The 19,537-nt window shown below is 36.3% G+C and carries 21 protein-coding genes, 2 pseudogenes and 1 riboswitch; of the genes and pseudogenes, 4 read left to right on the top strand and 19 right to left on the bottom strand.

The features are described from left to right. Positions 1–38: 38 nt before the first annotated feature. From ACIQ1H_RS03310 to ACIQ1H_RS03270, 9 genes are all read right to left on the bottom strand, one after another. Positions 39–182 carry a hypothetical protein gene (locus tag ACIQ1H_RS03310; protein ID WP_173479065.1) on the bottom strand — a complete coding sequence of 48 codons (144 nt, stop codon included), beginning with the start codon at positions 180–182 and terminating at the stop codon, positions 39–41. 1 nt (position 183) lies between these two features. Then, complete coding sequence (locus ACIQ1H_RS03305; RefSeq protein WP_402886495.1) at positions 184–1,095, bottom strand: stage III sporulation protein AE; 912 nt, start codon at positions 1,093–1,095, stop codon at positions 184–186. Between the two features lie 12 nt (positions 1,096–1,107). Next, on the bottom strand, positions 1,108–1,485 hold the full coding sequence (locus ACIQ1H_RS03300) for a hypothetical protein (protein WP_173479067.1): 378 nt from the start codon (positions 1,483–1,485) through the stop codon (positions 1,108–1,110). A 4-nt stretch (positions 1,486–1,489) separates the two neighbouring features. After that, positions 1,490–1,699, bottom strand: coding sequence for a hypothetical protein (locus ACIQ1H_RS03295; RefSeq protein WP_008179863.1), 210 nt, complete (start codon positions 1,697–1,699; stop codon positions 1,490–1,492). A 104-nt stretch (positions 1,700–1,803) separates the two neighbouring features. Then, positions 1,804–2,805, bottom strand: a complete 1,002-nt coding sequence (locus ACIQ1H_RS03290) for an NAD(P)H-dependent flavin oxidoreductase (RefSeq protein ID WP_402886493.1) — start codon at positions 2,803–2,805, stop codon at positions 1,804–1,806. A gap of 134 nt (positions 2,806–2,939) precedes the next feature. Then, positions 2,940–3,497 carry an elongation factor P gene (gene efp, locus ACIQ1H_RS03285; protein ID WP_401010310.1) on the bottom strand — a complete coding sequence of 186 codons (558 nt, stop codon included), beginning with the start codon at positions 3,495–3,497 and terminating at the stop codon, positions 2,940–2,942. Positions 3,498–3,514: 17 nt separating this feature from the next. Further along, positions 3,515–4,576 (bottom strand): M24 family metallopeptidase, encoded by a 1,062-nt coding sequence (locus ACIQ1H_RS03280; protein WP_173479070.1) that lies wholly within the window; start codon positions 4,574–4,576, stop codon positions 3,515–3,517. 2 nt (positions 4,577–4,578) lie between these two features. Continuing rightward, positions 4,579–5,013 carry a type II 3-dehydroquinate dehydratase gene (gene aroQ, locus ACIQ1H_RS03275; protein ID WP_173479071.1) on the bottom strand — a complete coding sequence of 145 codons (435 nt, stop codon included), beginning with the start codon at positions 5,011–5,013 and terminating at the stop codon, positions 4,579–4,581. Positions 5,014–5,075: 62 nt separating this feature from the next. After that, complete coding sequence (locus ACIQ1H_RS03270; RefSeq protein ID WP_402886490.1) at positions 5,076–5,501, bottom strand: hypothetical protein; 426 nt, start codon at positions 5,499–5,501, stop codon at positions 5,076–5,078. 192 nt (positions 5,502–5,693) lie between these two features. Between ACIQ1H_RS03270 and ACIQ1H_RS03265 the strand changes: the two genes are divergently transcribed. Continuing rightward, positions 5,694–6,668, top strand: coding sequence for a DUF1385 domain-containing protein (locus ACIQ1H_RS03265; RefSeq protein WP_173479073.1), 975 nt, complete (start codon positions 5,694–5,696; stop codon positions 6,666–6,668). 75 nt (positions 6,669–6,743) lie between these two features. On the opposite strand, the gene ACIQ1H_RS03260 is transcribed toward ACIQ1H_RS03265, so the two are convergent. From ACIQ1H_RS03260 to ACIQ1H_RS03240, 5 genes are all read right to left on the bottom strand, one after another. Next, positions 6,744–7,652 carry an NAD(P)H-dependent flavin oxidoreductase gene (locus ACIQ1H_RS03260; protein ID WP_402886488.1) on the bottom strand — a complete coding sequence of 303 codons (909 nt, stop codon included), beginning with the start codon at positions 7,650–7,652 and terminating at the stop codon, positions 6,744–6,746. Positions 7,653–7,815: 163 nt separating this feature from the next. Continuing rightward, a complete protein-coding gene (locus ACIQ1H_RS03255; RefSeq protein WP_402886486.1) occupies positions 7,816–8,829 on the bottom strand; it encodes an LCP family protein in 1,014 nt (337 codons plus the stop codon). Next, on the bottom strand, positions 8,819–9,346 hold the full coding sequence (locus ACIQ1H_RS03250; protein WP_402886484.1) for a sigma-70 family RNA polymerase sigma factor: 528 nt from the start codon (positions 9,344–9,346) through the stop codon (positions 8,819–8,821). Before ACIQ1H_RS03250 ends, ACIQ1H_RS03255 begins: the two co-directional genes overlap by 11 nt. Positions 9,347–9,645: 299 nt before the next feature. Continuing rightward, positions 9,646–10,071 carry a 3-hydroxyacyl-ACP dehydratase FabZ gene (gene fabZ / locus ACIQ1H_RS03245; RefSeq protein WP_402886482.1) on the bottom strand — a complete coding sequence of 142 codons (426 nt, stop codon included), beginning with the start codon at positions 10,069–10,071 and terminating at the stop codon, positions 9,646–9,648. A 143-nt stretch (positions 10,072–10,214) separates the two neighbouring features. Then, positions 10,215–10,505, bottom strand: a complete 291-nt coding sequence (locus ACIQ1H_RS03240) for a DnaD domain protein (protein ID WP_402886481.1) — start codon at positions 10,503–10,505, stop codon at positions 10,215–10,217. Positions 10,506–10,768: 263 nt separating this feature from the next. Here ACIQ1H_RS03240 and ACIQ1H_RS03235 point away from each other — a divergent pair, with 263 nt between their 5' ends. Next, positions 10,769–11,182 (top strand): DUF3888 domain-containing protein, encoded by a 414-nt coding sequence (locus tag ACIQ1H_RS03235; protein WP_402886479.1) that lies wholly within the window; start codon positions 10,769–10,771, stop codon positions 11,180–11,182. A 378-nt stretch (positions 11,183–11,560) separates the two neighbouring features. Here ACIQ1H_RS03235 and ACIQ1H_RS03230 read toward each other — a convergent pair whose 3' ends face one another. The 5 genes and pseudogenes from ACIQ1H_RS03230 to ACIQ1H_RS03210 form a co-directional block, all read right to left on the bottom strand. Then, the gene (locus ACIQ1H_RS03230; RefSeq protein WP_402886477.1) at positions 11,561–11,953 is read right to left on the bottom strand and encodes a hypothetical protein; all 393 of its coding nucleotides are present in this window, start codon (positions 11,951–11,953) and stop codon (positions 11,561–11,563) included. A 144-nt stretch (positions 11,954–12,097) separates the two neighbouring features. Beyond that, positions 12,098–13,879, bottom strand: a pseudogene (locus tag ACIQ1H_RS03225) (vitamin B12-dependent ribonucleotide reductase); the annotation flags it as partial. Positions 13,880–13,955: 76 nt separating this feature from the next. Next, entirely contained in the window at positions 13,956–14,807 is an 852-nt protein-coding gene (locus ACIQ1H_RS03220; protein WP_402886476.1) for an LAGLIDADG family homing endonuclease, read from the bottom strand. A 208-nt stretch (positions 14,808–15,015) separates the two neighbouring features. Continuing rightward, positions 15,016–15,807, bottom strand: a pseudogene (locus ACIQ1H_RS03215) (ribonucleotide reductase N-terminal alpha domain-containing protein); the annotation flags it as partial. Positions 15,808–16,009: 202 nt separating this feature from the next. Further along, positions 16,010–16,840: a lipoate--protein ligase family protein gene (locus ACIQ1H_RS03210; protein WP_173479083.1), complete on the bottom strand. Its 831-nt coding sequence runs from the start codon at positions 16,838–16,840 to the stop codon at positions 16,010–16,012. A gap of 124 nt (positions 16,841–16,964) precedes the next feature. Between ACIQ1H_RS03210 and ACIQ1H_RS03205 the strand changes: the two genes are divergently transcribed. Together ACIQ1H_RS03205 and ACIQ1H_RS03200 are read left to right on the top strand one after the other, a co-directional pair. Continuing rightward, a complete protein-coding gene (locus tag ACIQ1H_RS03205) occupies positions 16,965–17,348 on the top strand; it encodes a rhodanese-like domain-containing protein (RefSeq protein ID WP_173479084.1) in 384 nt (127 codons plus the stop codon). Positions 17,349–17,885: 537 nt separating this feature from the next. Beyond that, a riboswitch (glycine riboswitch) is annotated at positions 17,886–17,962 on the top strand. 166 nt (positions 17,963–18,128) lie between these two features. Continuing rightward, positions 18,129–19,472, top strand: a complete 1,344-nt coding sequence (locus ACIQ1H_RS03200) for an amino acid permease (RefSeq protein ID WP_402886473.1) — start codon at positions 18,129–18,131, stop codon at positions 19,470–19,472. The last annotated feature ends 65 nt before the right edge of the window (positions 19,473–19,537 follow it).

Here is a 19,537-nt window from a genome sequence, read left to right as displayed (position 1 = left end):
ATCATCTCTTTTTCAAGTGTATGTACGCTTGTTTCCTCCTATGAATTGATAAATGGAATCTTTAATAGCATTTGCAAAAATACTAACGTAATGACAAGTTTTGTTAGCGAAATTATTTGTTGGTCATCAGTTAGAAATACGAATAATTGACAAATAAAGAGCAACGCCAATAAAAGAATCAATCTATCTCCCCCCAACCATCACTTGCACGAAAACGATAAGGAAAAAACAAGAAAACATAAATGAAAAAGCAATTAGAAATGATACTGCACATAAAGTAAATAGAGATTTACTAACATGATCGAGTAATCTACAAATATCATCAAAAGCAATCGGTTCTAAAATAGCTGCTAATAGTTTCAACGAGTATGCACTCACTACGAGCTGGACAGTTGGAATAAACGATACTGTAATAACTGCTATAAAGGCACTAATACTACTAATCGAAGTAGAAAATTGAGTCATATGCTGAAACATCGAAAAACTATCAACAATAAAGGAACCGACTACTGGAATATTTTCTTCAATTAATTTTTTTACTGGCTCAGCAACAGCTTTATTAACACTAAATGCAGCAACTCCGCTTGCCGACATTAAAATGATGTAGCAAATAACGGATGCTGAAACGATACTCATAATGGTAAAACGGATTAACTCTGCAATTCTTGTAAAAGATATTTCTTTGACAATGACACTACATACATCAAAAACGATGGCAAAAAGCACACCTGGGATAAGCCATTTACTACTAATAATCGTGAGGACTTGTACAAAAAAAAGCAAAAAAGGCTGCCAAGAAGCAATAGCAGTGATGCTGCTAGATAACAAAAAACTTGAAGTAAGAATGGGATAAAATGCCGTAAATATATGTGAAAGTCCTTTTGCAATTTCATCAATTAGTTGAAATGAATTGACGACTACAGGCCCTATAGTTGCTAACACAATAAGAAAAAAAAGTATTCTTGTCCCTTTTTCAAATTCTGGTATGATCATGTTAACAATCAAAAAAATGATGACGTAGCCACACAATATAAGCGTCATCTTGAGCAAGAGAAAAAATGGATCGATAAAAAATGAAATGAGTTGCTCCTGCACCAGCCTCGCCCCTTAGTTTAACCTTTGTAAAATAGCGGACACCCCCTGTAAAACATCCAAAAATTCTTTAAACCAATACAACAAAATAACAATTTTTACAGCATCGAAAACAATACTGCCGAGAATTTTATAGCTATTCTCCACTAATAACATAGACACCCATTGCCCTACATAAAAAAGGCTAGCACTCATCACAATGGCTTTTGCATATGGCAAAAATGTAAGCATTCCGAGTAATTGTTTAATAAATGGCAACAGGAGTGTCGTAAACAAAAGACTGAACAGTAAAAACGAAAACATAACACTTATCAGCGCGTGGAGTGGCTGTATGACCTCTTTTATAAGCAACAATAGAAGCAGCATGACAACAGCAACAATGACAATTTCCATTTACTTACCCAGATGAGGTCAACCACTGGAAGAATGTTAATATTTCAGTGAAAAATAGACGTAGAAATCTGAGTAATTCCGCTGTCATATATAAGTAGGCAATGAAAAATAAGAAAAATGAAAATTCTTTCTTCCCTGTTTGATCAAAAAAAACATGAAGAAGCGCTACTACTAGTCCCACTCCAGCAACTCTTAATACGTCCTGTAATTCCATTCATACGCCCCCTCGTGTACAGCAATATATGTCGCTCTCCAAAAAAAAAGAACAGTGCCAGTCACTCAAACAATTCAGAATTGTTTGAGTGACTGGCACCCATACTATACTAATTTTTCTATTATGCTTTTCACGGTGCCCGGTTCCACTAGATGACTATTTTCACCCATCCACATCGATAAATATTGAGCATTTCCTTGCAATGTACTTTCTTTACGAATAGTAGATGTTAAATAATGTTGTAATGGATATGGAGCTACGACAGCACCCTTCATTTGTTCTGTAAAATGATTGGCTAAGCCACGTGCCGCTTTGCCAGTAAATGCATACGTTATAGTCGTCTGATGTGCCTTCGACTGTAATATAGCATTTTTATATAGCGGTGATATTTCACATTCATCGGCAACTAATAATGCTGTACCTATTTGTACCGCCTGTGCACCACCAGCTAATGCGCGCTTTACATCTTCTTTTGAGATAATACCACCAGCTACTATGATTGGAATTGCAATTTTGCCCGCTACTTGCTGTAATAAATCTTCCCGAGCAATTAATTGGAGTGGTTCAATGAAAGACCCGCGGTGGCCACCAGCCTCGCCACCTTGTAATACGACTGCATCCATACCCGCTTGTTCAATATGAATAGCTTCTTCTAACGTAGTAGCAGTGCCAATGACATACACACCGTTGTCTTTTAGACGTTGAATAACCTCTGACGATGGGATGCCAAATGTAAACGAACAAACTGCAACCTGCTCTTCCAGTACTGCCTGTAATTGCCCTTCAAACACTTCATTAGACGTCACGCTTTGTACAGGTGATAATCCTAACTCATCATAGTAAGGCTGTAACGCCATACGTGCTTTTTGGAGCACTTCTATATCAATACGTGGCTCTTCTTGAACAAATAAATTGACCGCAAAAGGTTTATTGGTAAGCTTTTTCACTTCTTTTATAAAGTCTCTAGTTTGCTCTCCATTTAAATAGCCCGCTCCAATGGACCCTAAAATACCTTCCTCTGCACAAGCTGCAACAAATTTTGGTGTCGTCACGCCCGCCATCGGTGCTTGAATTATTGGATATTGCATCTCAAATTTTTTTAACATTGCTTTCACCTCTTATCTGTATTGTAAACGTTATTTAGCCAGAAGACCTGCAAATTTTTTACATATTTTTGTATTTTGTGATAGATATAAAAAAACCTACTCTTTATGAAAAGAGTAGGTTCAATAAATAGTGCTTATGCGCGTGAAACGTATGAAGCTTCTGAAGTGTTGATAATTAACACATCACCTTGGTTAACGAAGAATGGAACTTGAACAATAAGACCAGTTTGAAGTGTTGCAGGTTTTGTACCACCTGAAGCTGTATCACCTTTAATACCTGGTTCTGTTTCTGTTACTTCTAATTCAACCGTGTTTGGTAATTCTACACCTAGCATTTCGCCTTGGTAAGATTGGATGTGTACTTCCATGTTTTCTTTTAGGAATTTTAATTCATATTCAATAGCAGCTGAAGCTAGTTCAGTTTGCTCATATGATTCTAAATCCATAAATACATGCTCATCACCTTGAGCATATAAATATTGCATTTTACGGTTATCAATTTGTGCTTTTTCTACTTTTTCACCAGCACGGAATGTTTTCTCATTCACAGAACCGTTACGTAAGTTACGTAATTTAGAACGCACGAATGCAGCACCTTTACCTGGCTTAACGTGTTGGAAATCTAACACGCGGTATAATTGGCCATCAACAATAATTGTTAGACCTGTACGGAAATCGTTTACTGAAATCATTTGTGTTCCTCCATTGTTTATAAAATGATGAGTTCTTTAGTCGAATGTGTTAGCAGTTCATTACCTGACTCAGTGATTAAAATATCGTCCTCGATACGTACACCACCGACTCCTGGTACATAAACACCTGGTTCTATCGTTACAGCCATCCCCGGTTCTAATACCGTTTCAGAACGCTTCGATAAGCCAGGGCCTTCATGTACTTCAAGACCAATACCATGTCCTAAAGAATGACCAAATGCCTCACCATAGCCTTTTTCTGTTAAATAGTCACGTGCAATTGCATCTGCCTGAATACCCGTTAAACCAGGGCCAACTTTTTCAAGTGATAAAAGTTGCGATGCAAGTACTGTATTATACATTTCTACTAATTTTTCAGATGGCTCACCAACTGCCACTGTACGTGTTATATCCGAAATATAGCCATTGTATAGTGCACCAAAATCTAATGTGACAAAGTCGCCTTTTTCAATAACCTTATTCGTAGCAACACCATGTGGTAGTGCTGAGCGAAGACCAGACGCTACAATTGTATCAAATGAGGACTGTGTTGCTCCTTGTTGTCGCATGAAAAACTCTAATTCATTCGAAACTTCAAGCTCTGTTTTACCTGGCTTGATGAAGTCTAAAATATGTGTAAATGCGTGATCTGCAATTTCACACGCAACCTTAATAATATTAATCTCTTGTTCAGTCTTAATCAAGCGAATTTTTTCAATTAATCCAGAAACGGGTATTAAATCAGCTTGAATCACATTTTTATATAACTCATATGTGCCAAAGCTTACAGTATCTTTCTCAAATCCCAATGATTTAATACTCATTGCTTTGACTTGTGTCGCAATTTCTTCTAGGAGCGTTACTTCGTGTTGTACAATACGGAAATCTTGTATTTGCGCAGCTGCTTGCTCAGTATATCGGAAGTCAGTAATAAATACAGCATCATTTTGTGACACGATTGCCACTCCTGCTGTACCTGTAAACCCTGTCATGTATCGACGGTTGTACTCGTTTGTAATTAAAATGCCATCGATGTTTTTTTCTTGAAGTGTTTTACGAAGCTTTTGTAATTTCAACATAATTATTTCTCCCTCTCAATAAAAGTGCGTAATGCTAGTTCATAGCCTTTCGTACCAAGTCCACTAATTTGGCCAAGGCAGGCTGGTGCAAGATAGGAATGATGGCGAAAAGCCTCACGTTTGTGAATATTGGAAATATGTACTTCAATAACTGGTACGGCAACTCCTGCAATTGCATCATGTAATGCTACACTTGTATGGGTATATGCACCTGGATTAAAGATAATACCATCATACTTTTCATCTTCTGCTTCATGTACCCAATCAACAAGAACACCCTCGTGATTCGATTGACGAAACTCGACTGTAGCACCAAGAGAAGCCGCGAGATTTTGAACATTATTCTTTACATCTTCTAGTGTTTCATGACCGTATATATGGGGCTCACGTTTCCCTAGTCGATTTAAGTTAGGTCCATTCAAACATAATAACTTCACGCAGTATTCGCCTCTTTCTATGTACTTGTTTTTTATTTTATCATACCAAATGCATACAGCAACTAATTTCCTTTTTGTGCTGTATGCTCTTTCTGATGAAAATTAGCTGTTTCAAGTAAAAAGCGAAGAAGACAAATTACGACAACAATAAAAGGAATAGATACTTTTTTAAACGATGTCGATTGCATTGGTAAATCCAACAAGAACCATTCTAATGTGATTGTTACAATTAGTCCTAGTAAAAAAGAAGTCAATACTGCTGGTATAATATGCGTATATCGTAAAGTCATATATAAAAAGAAACCTACTACAAATAGTGCTAATGTTAGAAAACTCCAATGAAATAATTTGGAGCTATCCTCAAACAATTCCCACTTCTTATAAAAACCTATTGGATTCCAAGAAATTAAATGAAAAAAATGAAGTCCTTTTAAACATATTGCTAAAACAATCGCATAAACAACTGAAGTAATTAAGCCTACCTTCATATTAATACCTCCTATTTTGACCTTTGTGCATGCGAGCATAGCAGCATGATCCTTAACACACTGGCTCGTAGTGCTATATCATTGTACACAAACAAAGCAATCTTTCTGAAAATACAAAATTACACAATAAGTGTAACCATATAGAAAATTTACTATGCGTACCTCTAGAGGTTTTTCGCTAAATTTAGTACAATGGTACAGTTGAAATATATAAAGAGAGTGGTGTTAGCCTTGAGCAATTCACCTGTTTACGGGGGACAAGCACAATTAGAAGGTGTGATGTTCGGAGGAAAGGAACATACGATTACTGCCATTCGCCGTAACGATGATTCCATTGATTATTATCATTATAAAAAGGTTCAAAAACCGATTCTGCAAAAGCTAAAAAAAATCCCATTCGTACGTGGCGTTGTTGCACTTATCGAATCAGCAGGTTTAGGTTCACGCCATATGCAATTTTCAGGGGATCGTTATGACGTTACACCAGGCGAAGAAGCTGAAAATGTAGAAGAAGGCGGCTCAAAGTTACAAATGATTTTAGGCGTTGCCGTTGTCGGCATTCTTTCCTTTCTATTCGGGAAATTCGCCTTTACTTTAATTCCAGTATTTATTGCCGATTTCTTTTCTAGATGGATTGATGGTAAAGTAGGCCAAGTCCTTCTGGAAAGTGGCATTAAACTACTTCTTTTGCTTACCTATTTATACTTTATTTCTTTAACACCGATTATTAAACGGGTTTTCCAATATCACGGTGCCGAGCATAAAGTAATCAATTGCTATGAAGCAGGTATGGATATTACTGTAAAAAATGTACAAGCGCAATCTCGTTTACATTATCGTTGTGGTAGTAGCTTTATGTTATTCACTGTATTCGTTGGTATGTTTTTGTATTTCTTCGTACCAACAGATCCTCTGTGGTTACGAATTGTAGACCGTATTTTATTAATTCCCGTTGTTTTAGGGGTATCATTTGAAGTATTACAGGCAACAAATGCATGCCGTAACATTCCTTTGTTACGATACTTAGGCTATCCTGGCCTATGGCTACAATTATTAACAACAAGAGAGCCTCAGGACGAACAAGTGGAAGTAGCAATTGCATCTTTCAATATGTTACTTCAAGTCGAACAGCAACCTGAAATTGCTGCTACATTAAATCACGACTAGCATAACAAAAACGCACAATGCGCTGATTTCAATAGCACATTGTGCGTTTTACATTTTTTATACCTTAAATGCCTTTTATAAAGACTGAACAGCATTTAATTGCTGCTTTGCACATTCATATTCCTCTTGTAATGTCGTAATTATTTCAAGGACTGACTCGCATTTTTCAATATTTGTGACACCATGCCCTGCCGACCAAATATCACGCCAAGCTTTCACATTTACAAGGTGTGTTAAATCAATATCTTCCCTTGGCTTTAAGGTCGTCGGGTCAATCCCTTCCTTTAATAAAGAGGGAATTAACACATTCACATGAACTCCACTGAACGCATCTGTATATAAAACATCATCTGTTTTGCTGTCGATGACCATCTTTTTATAATCCTCTGGAGCATTCCCTTCATGACAAGCGATAAATCGCGTTCCTAAATACGCATAGTCCGCACCAATAATTTGCGCTGCCAAAACATCGGCACCACTTGAAAGAGACCCTGATAATATAATTGTTCCATTAAAGAATTTCTTAACGGCCGACACAAAGCCAAATGGATTTAATTGCCCACCATGTCCACCTGCCCCTGCACAGACAAGAATTAAGCCGTCCACACCTGTAGCGGCTGATTTCTCCGCATGCTTAACGTTTGCTACATCAGCATATACTTTACCGCCATAGCGATGGACAATGTCGATGACCCTTTTCGGATTACCAAGCGATGTAATAACAATCGGCGGCTCAAATTCCTCAATTAACTGCAAATCTTCCTCAAAACGTGCATTCGCTACTGGATGACAAATAAAATTGACTGCCCACGGCTCCGTTGGTAATGCTTCTTTAATTTCTTGTAACCATTCGGCGCAAGTTGACGCAGGTCTTGCATTTAATAACGGAAACGAGCCAATAGCCCCCGCTCGACTAGCCTCAATGACCATTGCTGGATTTGATACTAAAAACATCGGTGCTACAATAATTGGTAATCGTGACATATACTCTCCCCCTTTTTATTAAATATTCTATCAATATTATAAAATCCCTACTTTACGAACTAATTTTATAAATCTTCCATTTCAAAAATCGATTCCTTTTAAGAATAAGTCGTGTGCATAAAAAAATGCCTATCCACCTCATTTGACGGATAGACACTTTTAGTTAGTTAAATGTAAGTAACTCTTCTGCAACAGTTTGTAAATACTCTTCCTCAAACATCACATAGTATTTTCCATCTATCATGTCATCTCTAGTTCCAGCACTTAAAGATAATGATTCAATTGATTTAATTTCTATGTTTTGCTCTAACAATTGATCGAGTGGCAGATTAGTTTCAATTTGAGATAGTAGTTCTTTTAATTGTTTTTCTGGCATTTCGTTTTCAGTTTTATTACTAACTGCATGAATGAGATGCAAGAGGTTTTCTTCACTTAAATTTCTTCCATCTGTAGCCGCCATCATTAAGGCCACAATCTCTTCCCCATTTAACCGATTGGTTCCTTTTTGAAAATCAAATGCCACACTCGTTATAGCTCGTACTCGAGTATCTTCTTGTAAGTCGTAATCTATACCATTCATAGCATGTATGAATGTGGAAAAGGTTTCTAAATCTATAACAGCATAATAATCAATTGGTAAATTAAATAGTTTAGACACTGTTGCTTTTACATTTTCTGCCCCTCCCAAACCGTAGGCATACGCAAATAACAATTTATCGTTCGAAGTTGTTCCATCCATGTTTTTTATCGGTGCATACGTAGCGCTTGGAATAGATAAAACTTTCATCATCTTTTTATTTTTACTATATGTAAGTAACAGATTAAGTGGTATTCTGTTATCCTCCGTTTTTGCCTTCACAGTAATGAGCGTAGTTAAAATGGCATCATCCTGATAGGCACCCCCACTTATATTACTTTTGTTAAGCTCGTTATGAACATTTCCAGTTCCAACAAAAATCGATGGAATAAATAAAAATAAACATAAGCCTATTGCTAATAATGAAACTGTGAGTGGCGCGAGTCTTTTTGGGGAAGAAAAAAGAGATTTCTTTTGCATTTTATCTTTCTTCTCCAGTGTACGAATTTGTTCAAATACTTCGTGACGGTCTTCTTGTGTAAAAATTAATTCTTTTTCGGATGTCTTATAAAGTTTTTCTCTTACATGTTTATCTTCCATTCAGCTCTGCCTCCTTTATCATCGTCTCTAATCTCTGTTTTGCTCGTCTTAATCTCGTTTTTACTGTATTTACTGGAATATCTAAAATATCAGCAATTTCTTCTGTCTTTAACGACTCATAAAAGTATAAATAAACGACTTCACGATATACTTTCGGAAGAGAAAAGATTGTATCTTTAATTTCATCATTATGATATTTATCAATAACTGTTTTTTCGGTAGATGGGTATATTGACTTTGCTGTTTCTTGTATAAAACTTTTTACTTGTACCATTTTATAATGCCAACTTTTTAAATAATCTTTACATTCGTTAATTGTTATACGATAGAGCCATGTTTTTATTTGTGATTCAAATCGAAAGGAATCTAAATTTTTGTAGCATTTAATAAACGTATTTTGCACTAGATCCTTAGCAGTCTCGGAATCTTTCACATAAGAAAATGCCAATCGTACCAACTCATTCCCATATTCAATCATTATTTTTTCTAGTAAAAAATCTTTTTCATCTTTATCCACTCTACTACCCTCCCTTTCAACTAACTTCAAATTCTGCTATTAGACGACTAACAAATTAAAATAGGTTCAATTTCCAAAAAATATTTATTTTAATAAGCATTTTCTTTTTCTTGAAAAACATCCTTATCATTATAACTGACATAAAAAAACTTGTATCTTAGATTACAAATCATAGACACAAGCAAATTGTTTATCATATTCTTTTATCTATATGAGTTCCTTGTAATTTACCAAAGAACATTGAGTTGCATAAGCTAACTGTTCGTTTTAGATTTTGCGTAACTTTTTACTAATTGCGTTCAATCACCAAAAGCAAATAGAATTTCTGCTTCACAAGCCAGCTCTCCGTCCACTGTGGCGATACCTTTTGCTTTTCCAATAGGACCTTTTAATCGCGTGATTTCAACCTCTAGATGGAGTTGATTTCCAGGCTTTACTTGCCGTTTGAAACGACAGTTATCCACTCCTGCTAACAGCCCTAATCGTCCTTGATTTCCTTCTTTAGTTAACATCACAACAGCACTTACCTGAGCTAATGCTTCTACAATTAAAACACCAGGCATAACCGGGTAATTAGGGAAGTGCCCATTAAAAAAATTCTCATTTATAGTTACATTTTTCATTCCAACGGCACGTTTTCCTTCTTCTAATTCCAAAATCCTATCAACTAAAAGAAATGGATAACGATGTTTAATAATTTCTTTTATTTTTTGAGTATCGAACATTATTAATTCCCCCATCACAATGTAATTCATCTCCTAAGCATTAATTTTACCACCAGATACTAATAGTTGATACTATAATATTTCTATCTTCCATACATCACTATTCTAAATCTACAGCGATGCGTATTAAACAATCGAGGACTTTAGTTTTTCCACACTTCCCTTACGAAGGCCATTGCACGCTCAATAGTTGAGATATTCTTATTGTGCCAACTTTCACCCATTTCTCTTACCAATGAGTGAATAAACCCAATTTTACTAACAATTATTACATAATCCAGTAATACATTTATAACACCATCATTTAATCCCAACTCTTGTAAATCCATAACTAAATCTACATCATCTTCAGAAACAACAACACCTTTATGTTTAAGATACTCAATTGGTGTCAGGGATTTAACCTGTTTGATATACCATTCGTCCGAGCTCATTCCCATTTTTGCTTTAAATTTTTCTTCTCCTTTTGCTTCCCATTCCTCAATTGTTATGCCATGTACTTCTTGAAATCGTTCTTCGGTCGTCTTACCATATATTACTTTGCCATTTATTTTCTTATATCTTTTATCACTACTGATGCTGTTTCACCCCTTTTAAATCATCGCACTCGTTAATTCAAAAAGTACATACTTTATTTAATATAAGTTAACAATACACTTTAATTAGGGAAAAATCGTAGAGAGGTGTATTGAAGAAAATGAAAAAGATAGTACTCGTTTTTATACTCTCCCTTGTTCTCATTACTTCTTTTCAAACATCAACCGTTTCATCAGCGGAACCAACGCAAGATTCTGACCAGCTAAGATTACAGGATATGCTCATGTTAATGCTTAGTCCTTATATTGAAAAAGATTTAAATCGCTATTATTATCCAAAAATTTTAAAGGATTTTTCACCTGCTGTCACTCCTTGGAAAATCGAAGTGTTAGAAACGAGTAGAGTAAATGGTTTCCGAGGATTTAAAATGCACATTACATTTGAAATCGAACCAACCGATGGTGGCCAGTGGATTCCAGTAGGGAAAGATCGAATGACCTATGAAATTTCTGCTGGACCAGAAATTAAATTGATAAAACACACCCACCTAAAGACGTATGAATATCCAGAATAATTTAAAATTGTTATCTAACTTTGTACAACTACCTTTCCCCAAAAGTATAAGAAGAACAGCGATGCTTATTAATACATTGTGCGCTATTATGGAAGTTCAAAAAATTTAAGTCGACTGCATACATACGTTGGTTTGCAGTAAACTATATTATAAAAGGCTCAAATGATTTTATGCTTTATTACATTAGTTTGGCTTTGCAACAGTTGGGTACTATAAGAATAAAAGGAAGGAGAGAAGAGATACGATGTTTGATCAAATTGCGTATTTTATATTTCAAGCCTTGTTAGTTTTAACAGTTTTGGTTGTAGTGATTGGAATACCGCTTGGCGATACACTGATTAGAAAAAAATAAAACTGCATCTAACTGGATGCAGTTTTTTATGAGGGGTTTTGTCTGTAAAATTCGTCAGGATGAGCAATTTCATTTTCAACAAAAAATCGCGCTGAGCTTTGAATCATTTCTATAAAGTCAGCATCGGTTAATGTCATGTTATTTTTTATCAAACGATTTAATTTTATTGAATCTATACTTCCAATGACTTTTGTTTCTTCTGTTAATACATTAAATTGAACACGCATATATGTCTTTCCATCATATGTAACATAAGCAGTGACCTCACTGTTTTCCAAATTAATAAGAGAATAATCTACTTTTATTCCACTAGAAACAAAGAGAGCTTTACCAGACATACTCTTACGAATATAAAAAAATGCTGAAATAGCGCATACGATACCCATTATCCTAGTTATATTACACAACGAACGCTTCATTTCTTTGCCCCCCAACTATGTAGAAACCTAGTTTCTTAGTTCTGTTTATAATCATAACATTAATTACCAATAAAAAAATCATCTCACCGCTAATTATGTTTAGAGGTAAGATGATTCCACAAAGCTTTATTTTAATTCTTCAATTTACAAACCGCATTTTAATTGTGCACCACAGTTTGTACATGTGTTACAGCCACCCATTTCTTCGACTGTTCCTTTACGACATACTGGGCATGTGTTTCCTACATCCGAGCCAATTACAGTTGTAGACTCAAGCGCTTGAATCGTATCAACTAATACAACTGGACGTTTTGTGTGCTCTTCGACTAATTCTTCTTCAAACGATAACTGATCCATATCATTTTCTTCTGCTTTTAGTGTAAGCACTTGTGAATCACGGCTACCATCAACATAGACCGTCCCGCCTTTAGCGCCACCTTTATATAAGCGCTCGTACACTTTTTCTACTTGTTCAACTGTATAGCCTTTTGGAGCATTCACTGTTTTAGAAATTGATGAGTCAATCCATTTTTGAATAATGCATTGCACATCTGCATGCGCTTCTGGTTTTAATTCCATTGCCGTAACAAACCATTCAGGCAATTTATCTTCTGAAGCTTCTGGATGGCGGTCTAAGTATTCTTGAACAATTTCCGCTTTTACTTCAATAAATTTACCTAATCGGCCAGAACGATAATAAGTAAATGAGAAATACGGTTCTAGACCTGTTGCTACGCCTACCATTGTTCCTGTAGATCCTGTTGGCGCAACCGTTAGTAAATGTGAGTTACGAATACCTGTTGCTAAAATTTGCTCTTTAATGTGTGCAGGCATTTTTTGCATGAAGCCTGTTTCAGTGAACGCTTTGCGTAAACGCGCCGTTTCTTCCTCTGTCGCTCCAACTAAGAATGGGAAGCTACCACGTTCTTTTGCAAGCTCTGTCGAAGCTTCATATGCCGTTTCTGCGATTGTTTTAAAGATTTCATCTACAAGTGCATTACCCGCATCTGAGCCATATTCTTTTTCACAATAAATAAGTAAATCCGCTAAGCCCATTACCCCTAAACCGACACGGCGCTCACCAAGAGCTTGTACACGGTTTTCTTCTAGGAAGTAAGGTGTTGCATCAATAACATTATCCTGCATACGAACACCAACACGAACTGTTTCACGTAATGCTTCATAATCGACTGTTTGGTTTTCTTTATCCGCAAACTGAGCTAAGTTGACAGCAGCTAAGTTACAAACTGAATATGGTGCTAGTGGTTGTTCACCACATGGGTTAGTTGCTACAACACTTTGACCATACGCTTTAGCATTTGTCATATCGTTAGCATTGTCGATAAAGAAAATACCTGGCTCTGCAGAGTATGTTGCACAGACGTTGATGAGATTCCAAAGCTCTTTTGCCTTAATCGTACGATATGTGCGTACTTTGTAGCCCATCTTCTCCCATTCACGTACATCTCCAACTTTATGCCATTCACTGTTGTAAATAGCCATTTCTTCTTTTGAATATTCTTCAACGGCTGGGAAACGAAGCTCGAAGTCAGCATCTGCTTCAACAGCTGCCATAAATTCTTTCGTTAACGTTACAGAGATGTTCGCACCTGTTAAAAACTCTGAGTTATGAACTGTGTACGTACCACCGTCACGCAATTTATTTTCTGCTTCACGGATAATTCCACTGTCGAATCCGCCTAATCCCTCGATACCTTTATAATTAACAATGCCTTGATACATCGCTTCTTCTTGCGTTGTAAGCGGCTTAAAGTTTAATTTTTCTTTCGCTAGACGAATAATCGTCTCATCTGCTGTATTTTCCATTAGGTATCGTAAAATACGTGGATTTTGCATTTTTGAAATAATAAATTCCACGATATCAGGATGCCAATCTGCCAGCATAATCATTTGTGCCCCACGCTTTTTGTTACAAAAAAGTATATTAAAATACCTTTATGATGTGGTCATTTCTGCCACATTCTTATGCTTTCACATAAGATCAGACTATATCATCAAAGAAGGATTTGATTTTTTCATATTTGCGATTGAGTCGTATAGAGCCATACTTATATAACTGTTGCGCAATCTTTTTCACATCATCTTTACGAGTAATGTATAAGTCTACACAACCTTGTTTCGGATAAAGTCTATGGACTGATAAAGCTAGCTGGTTATTATGAAGAAATTGTAGCAATGACAGGAGCATATGACTATTTCCTGTAAACCCCAGTCTTCCACGACTTGATATATGACCATCTGCATCAAAAAAACCTCTTAAATACGCCCACTGTAAATCTTCTCTTCCAAAATTAATCCAACGTTCAAAACCTGTTTTTCGAGGTGTAATCCCTAATTTAATTAAATCATTACACATTTCTGTTGAATTGATTGGTAAAGCATATTTATTTTGCTCATTTGGCGCTGTGCGTGGTCGGAATTTCATTGCTTCCAACATACATAATTCTTTAGCGATATCATCAAGTAGTTGTCGATCTTGCTCTGCGAGTGATAACACAAGGCGTTTAGATTTCCCACGATCAAAAATCGTTCCATCACCTGTAATATAACCTACTAAATAAGCTTTATTCGCTGTATCTACTTGTTTAAAGTAGTGTTCATTATAACGATATTTCTTATTTTTCAGCTTACCAGCTTCACCAGGTGTTCTCGGTTTAAAAAGTTCTAATTCTTTATTCCATCTAAGAATCGTTCCTCTTCCTATACAAAGCGTTTTCGCAATATCTACTTGGCTCATTCCATGCTCATGTAACTCAATTATCTCTTTAATCAATCGTTCTTTGTCTCGCGCCTCGTAAGGACGTCTCCGTACATTACGATTTACTTCTTCCATGCTCCCACCTCCAAAGTGGCTTAAAAGTTTAGGAAGGTTCAATAGTCGTTGAACGTTCATCTGCATTTCCACAGATGCTTCGCTGCTGATTGCCCAATCTTTTCTTTTTTTAAGCATTCACGTTTAACTTCACAGTTTACGTTGTAGCAAGAAAAGCTCTCAGGGTGTTCCAGCAATTCACGAGATTTTAATCCCGCCGTTTTGGTTAACGGGATCCACCTTGCTCGACAAGGTGAGTCAGTTTTGCAATGTCATCTAGCCATGATACGGAACCTGAAGATTTACCGTTCACACCACGTGCTAACGTATTGCGAGGGCGTAGTGTTGAACCATTTGTTCCTACACCACCACCACGGCTCATAATTTCCATTACTTGCTTACGGTGATCGCTAATCCCTTCGCGCGAATCCGCAACGAACGGCATTACATAGCAATTGAAGAAGGTTACATCTGTTTCAGAACCTGCTCCATAAATGACACGGCCAGCTGGTACAAATTTCAATGATACAAGCTGTTTATAAAATTTCTCAAACCATTCTTGGCGTTTTTCAGCTGTTTTTTCAACTGAAGCAAGCCCTGTTGCATTTCGTTTTGCGATTTGCTCATAAAAAATTTCAAGAGGCTTTTCTAGCACGTCAATTGAACGTGTGATCACACCTGTTTCTTGCTCTTTTGGATCATCTAATGCGCTACGGTAGTCTTCCTCAATCAAAATGTCTGCTGTTTTTGTAGACATATCAATATGTTGTATTGTTCCTAAACCACGAGCAGGGAATTTTGGATCTGCCTTCACCGTTAATACGACGAAATCACCAGCTTTTAATGTCTTCTTTTCCGTATCTTTAAACGAGTAGCGATCGATCATTACAAGTCTTGATACACCTTTATGCGTAATGTGCATATCAGGCGTAACAGGGTGAACCTGTGGGAATTGCTCAATATCTTTGTTTAACTGTTCAATTTGTTTGTTTACATCGGGTTGATGATTTGTGAGTACCATCGTTTTGCCTCCCTTATTTTAAGCCTTACAATAATAAATACACAATATCATGTGTTGGTAAACACTACATATTGTGTATGTTGCTTTTAAAAAGATACTATATATAGTTTTTTAATTCAACTCTTGCAATTTTAAGTAGAATGGTTACTGCTTGCCATTACAAGGTTTAAACGATAAAAAAATATTTTTCTTATACCATATTTTACTTTTTAAAGTTCCAATCATCATGTGCATATTTTTTTTCCTCTAAATCACGCACATAATTTAATTGCTCCTCAGAAAGTGTAAATGGTTTTAATTCAATTTGCAACGATTTTGCAAAGCCATCTCGGAAAGCAGTTACACATTGTTCAATAGAAACAGGTTTTTGAACAAGACTATTAATAGCAACCGCCTTCTCTGGTAGTTTTTTTCGCATACGCTCTTTTGCTTCTTCACTAGAAAAATTAAATACAGATAATAATTTCTCTTCATCTAAATCAAGTAAAATCGCACCATGCTGTAAAATAACACCTTTTTGACGTGTTTGTGCACTACCTGCTATTTTTTTGCCTTCTACGACAAGCTCATACCAACTTGGTGCATCAAAGCATACGGCACTTTTTGGCTGTTTCAAATCTGCCTTCTTTTCTTCTGTATCAGGTACGCTAAAATACGCATCCATTCCTAAATTATGAAAGCCCTCTAATATACCTTCACTTAGTACGCGATACGCCTCTGTTACTGATTCAGGCATATTAGGATAGCTTTCAGTAACAATTACGCTATATGTCAATTCATGTTCATGTAAAACTGCTCGACCGCCTGTTGGTCGACGAACAAAACCTATTCCTTGTTCACGTAACGCATCTAAATTAATATCTCTTTTCGCTTGTTGAAAATAACCAATCGACAATGTCGCTGGCTCCCACTCGTAAAAACGAATGACCGGAGGAATTAATCCCTCACTATGCCAATCAAGCAATGCCTCATCTAGTGCCATATTAAAAGAAGGACTACATTTTCCTGAATTTAGAAAATACCAAGTTGTCATTACGTCATCTCCTACATCTATAGATCATTTCTAGCCACAATCTAGTTAATTTTATCAAACTCATTGGACTATCGCTAGCGCATCTTTTATAATAATAAAGAAGATAGAAAGGGGTAAGAAGAAATTGGATATACTTATCACAATTGGTGTTATTTTAGTAGTTCTAATTGCATATATCGCTATTAATGCAATGCGTCTAAAAAAAGCCGTAACCAACTTAACACAAGAACAATTTATTGAAGGCTACCGTAAAGCGCAACTAATCGATGTGCGTGAACAAAAAGAATTTGATGCAGGTCATATTCTTGGTGCTCGTAACGTTCCTTCTACAGCATTACGTCAACGTCATAAAGAAATTCGCCCAGATTTACCAGTATACTTATACTGTCAAAATACAGGTCGTAGTGCGCGTGCTGCTCTTTTCTTAAAAAAACGTGGTTACAATCAAATCTACCAGCTTGATGGCGGCTTCCGTAATTGGACTGGTAAAATTAAAACAAAAAAATAATAATCACTGCGAACTTTATAAGGTAAAAGCGACTATTTTCAATAGTACAATTCTCCGTAAAGCAAGTATGTTGTATAAATCGACACCAATACTTATTTTCGCACAAAAAGAATCCATTCCAATTGCATTGGTAATGGATTCTTTTTGCTAATATCCAGAGTTTCTTCTATATAATAGTAGTTGTCTAACGACTAACCATATCGTTTAGCTTTCTTATTTTCTTTATCACAAAAATAAATAGTAGCATGTTAAACTGCTCTAATGCAGTGTCCCGTCCATATAGCAAAAAGAGATTTTTGGCGTAAATATGAATTTTCTGCCCCCTCCATACTTGCTAAACCCTTCCCCATTACAAAAACAGTATGTCTAAAATAACTAACTTTCGTAACTAATTTATCAGCATAAACTTAATTCTTCTTTTTTGATGAAAACTACTGAAATTTCCCCTTGAATTAATTGCTAGGCATTGATAGGATAAATAATATCTTAAAATAATGTATAGATAAAAGCTATGAATGCTATGGATCAAACTATAGCAGGAGCATTTCTGGAGAGAGCGCAATTTGCGTCGCCGAAGGGTTCACTATCTCAGGCAAAAGGACAGAGGAGTAATATAAACTTTCATCACGAAAGCTATACCACACGAATGTTGAATTTATTTTAGCTAACCGAACTTTCGAACATGGTAATTGTTATTCTGACGTTTACGAGACTAGTGTCGCTACTAGTCTCTTTTTATTTTCCAGTCACAGCTTCTACGCATCTTATGGGGGAATGAACGTGGAACAACAACAATTAAAACGTGAATTAAAAAATCGCCATGTGCAGCTTATTGCGATTGGCGGTACAATTGGTACCGGTTTATTTTTAGGAGCAGGTAAAGCGATTGCTTTAGCAGGTCCATCTATTATTTTAGCCTATCTTATCGTCGGCACTGCTTTATTTTTCGTTATGCGAGCGCTAGGAGAACTGTTATTATCGAATGCTGGCTATACGTCATTTACAGATTTCGCTACAGAGTACATCGGCTCTTGGGCAGGATATGTCACTGGCTGGACCTATTGGTTTTGTTGGATTATGACTGCAATGGCCGATATTATTGCCGTCGGTGTCTACATACAATATTGGTTTAATATCCCGCAATGGGTGCCTGCAATTGGCTGTTTAGTCCTTTTATTATTTTTAAATTTATTGACTGTAAAACTATTTGGGGAACTCGAATTTTGGTTTGCTCTTATTAAAGTGATAACAATTGTTGCGCTTATAATTATTGGATTATTCATGCTATTCACTGGCTTCCAAACAAGCTCTGGAACAGTATCCGTGGAAAACCTCTGGGCACATGGTGGGCTCTTCCCTAACGGTACATATGGCTTCCTAATGGCATTCCAAATGGTTGTCTTCGCTTTTGTTGGGGTAGAATTAGTCGGTGTTTCTGCTGCTGAAACCGCAGATCCTCAAAAAAACATTCCATCTGCAATCAATAAAATTCCACTCCGAATTTTATTGTTTTATGTAGGGGCATTAGTAATCATCTTATGCATCAACCCTTGGTATGAAATGTCTGGAACAAGCAGTCCCTTCGTACAAGTTTTTACATTAGCTGGTATACCTATTGCAGCAGGTATTATTAATTTTGTCGTATTGACATCTGCCGCATCAGCAGGCAATAGTGGTTTATTTTCAACAAGTCGCATGCTGTATAATCTTGGTCGCAATAAACAAGCATCCGCTTCATTTGCAAAGCTAAATAAAAATAGTGTACCAAGTAATGCACTTATCATCTCTGCTATCGTTGTATCAGTGGGCGCATTACTAAGTAAGCTCATGCCAGAAAACGCTTTTAGCGTCGTGACAACAATTAGTGCAATTTGTTTTATTTGGGTATGGAGTATTATTTTAATTTCTCATATCATTTATAAACGTAAAAATCGCGCCCTACATGAAGCGTCGATTTTCAAAGCACCATTAACACCGTTTGTGAACTATTTAGTACTCGCTTTCTTCGCGTTTTTATTAGTTGTTATGTTGATTTCCGAAGAAACAAGAACCGCTCTTTTACTAACACCTATCTGGTTTATCGGTCTTTTCATCCTATACAAACGCAAAAATCGCCAACAATAAACCACATATCCATACCAAAGACGCAACCTAACCATTGCGTCTTTGCTTTCATTATTACAGTTCCC

Origin of the sequence: Lysinibacillus sp. NPDC097279 (assembly GCF_044761745.1) — a bacterium.
Classification (GTDB): domain Bacteria; phylum Bacillota; class Bacilli; order Bacillales_A; family Planococcaceae; genus Lysinibacillus.
This window is presented reverse-complemented; position numbering and strand designations above follow the sequence as displayed.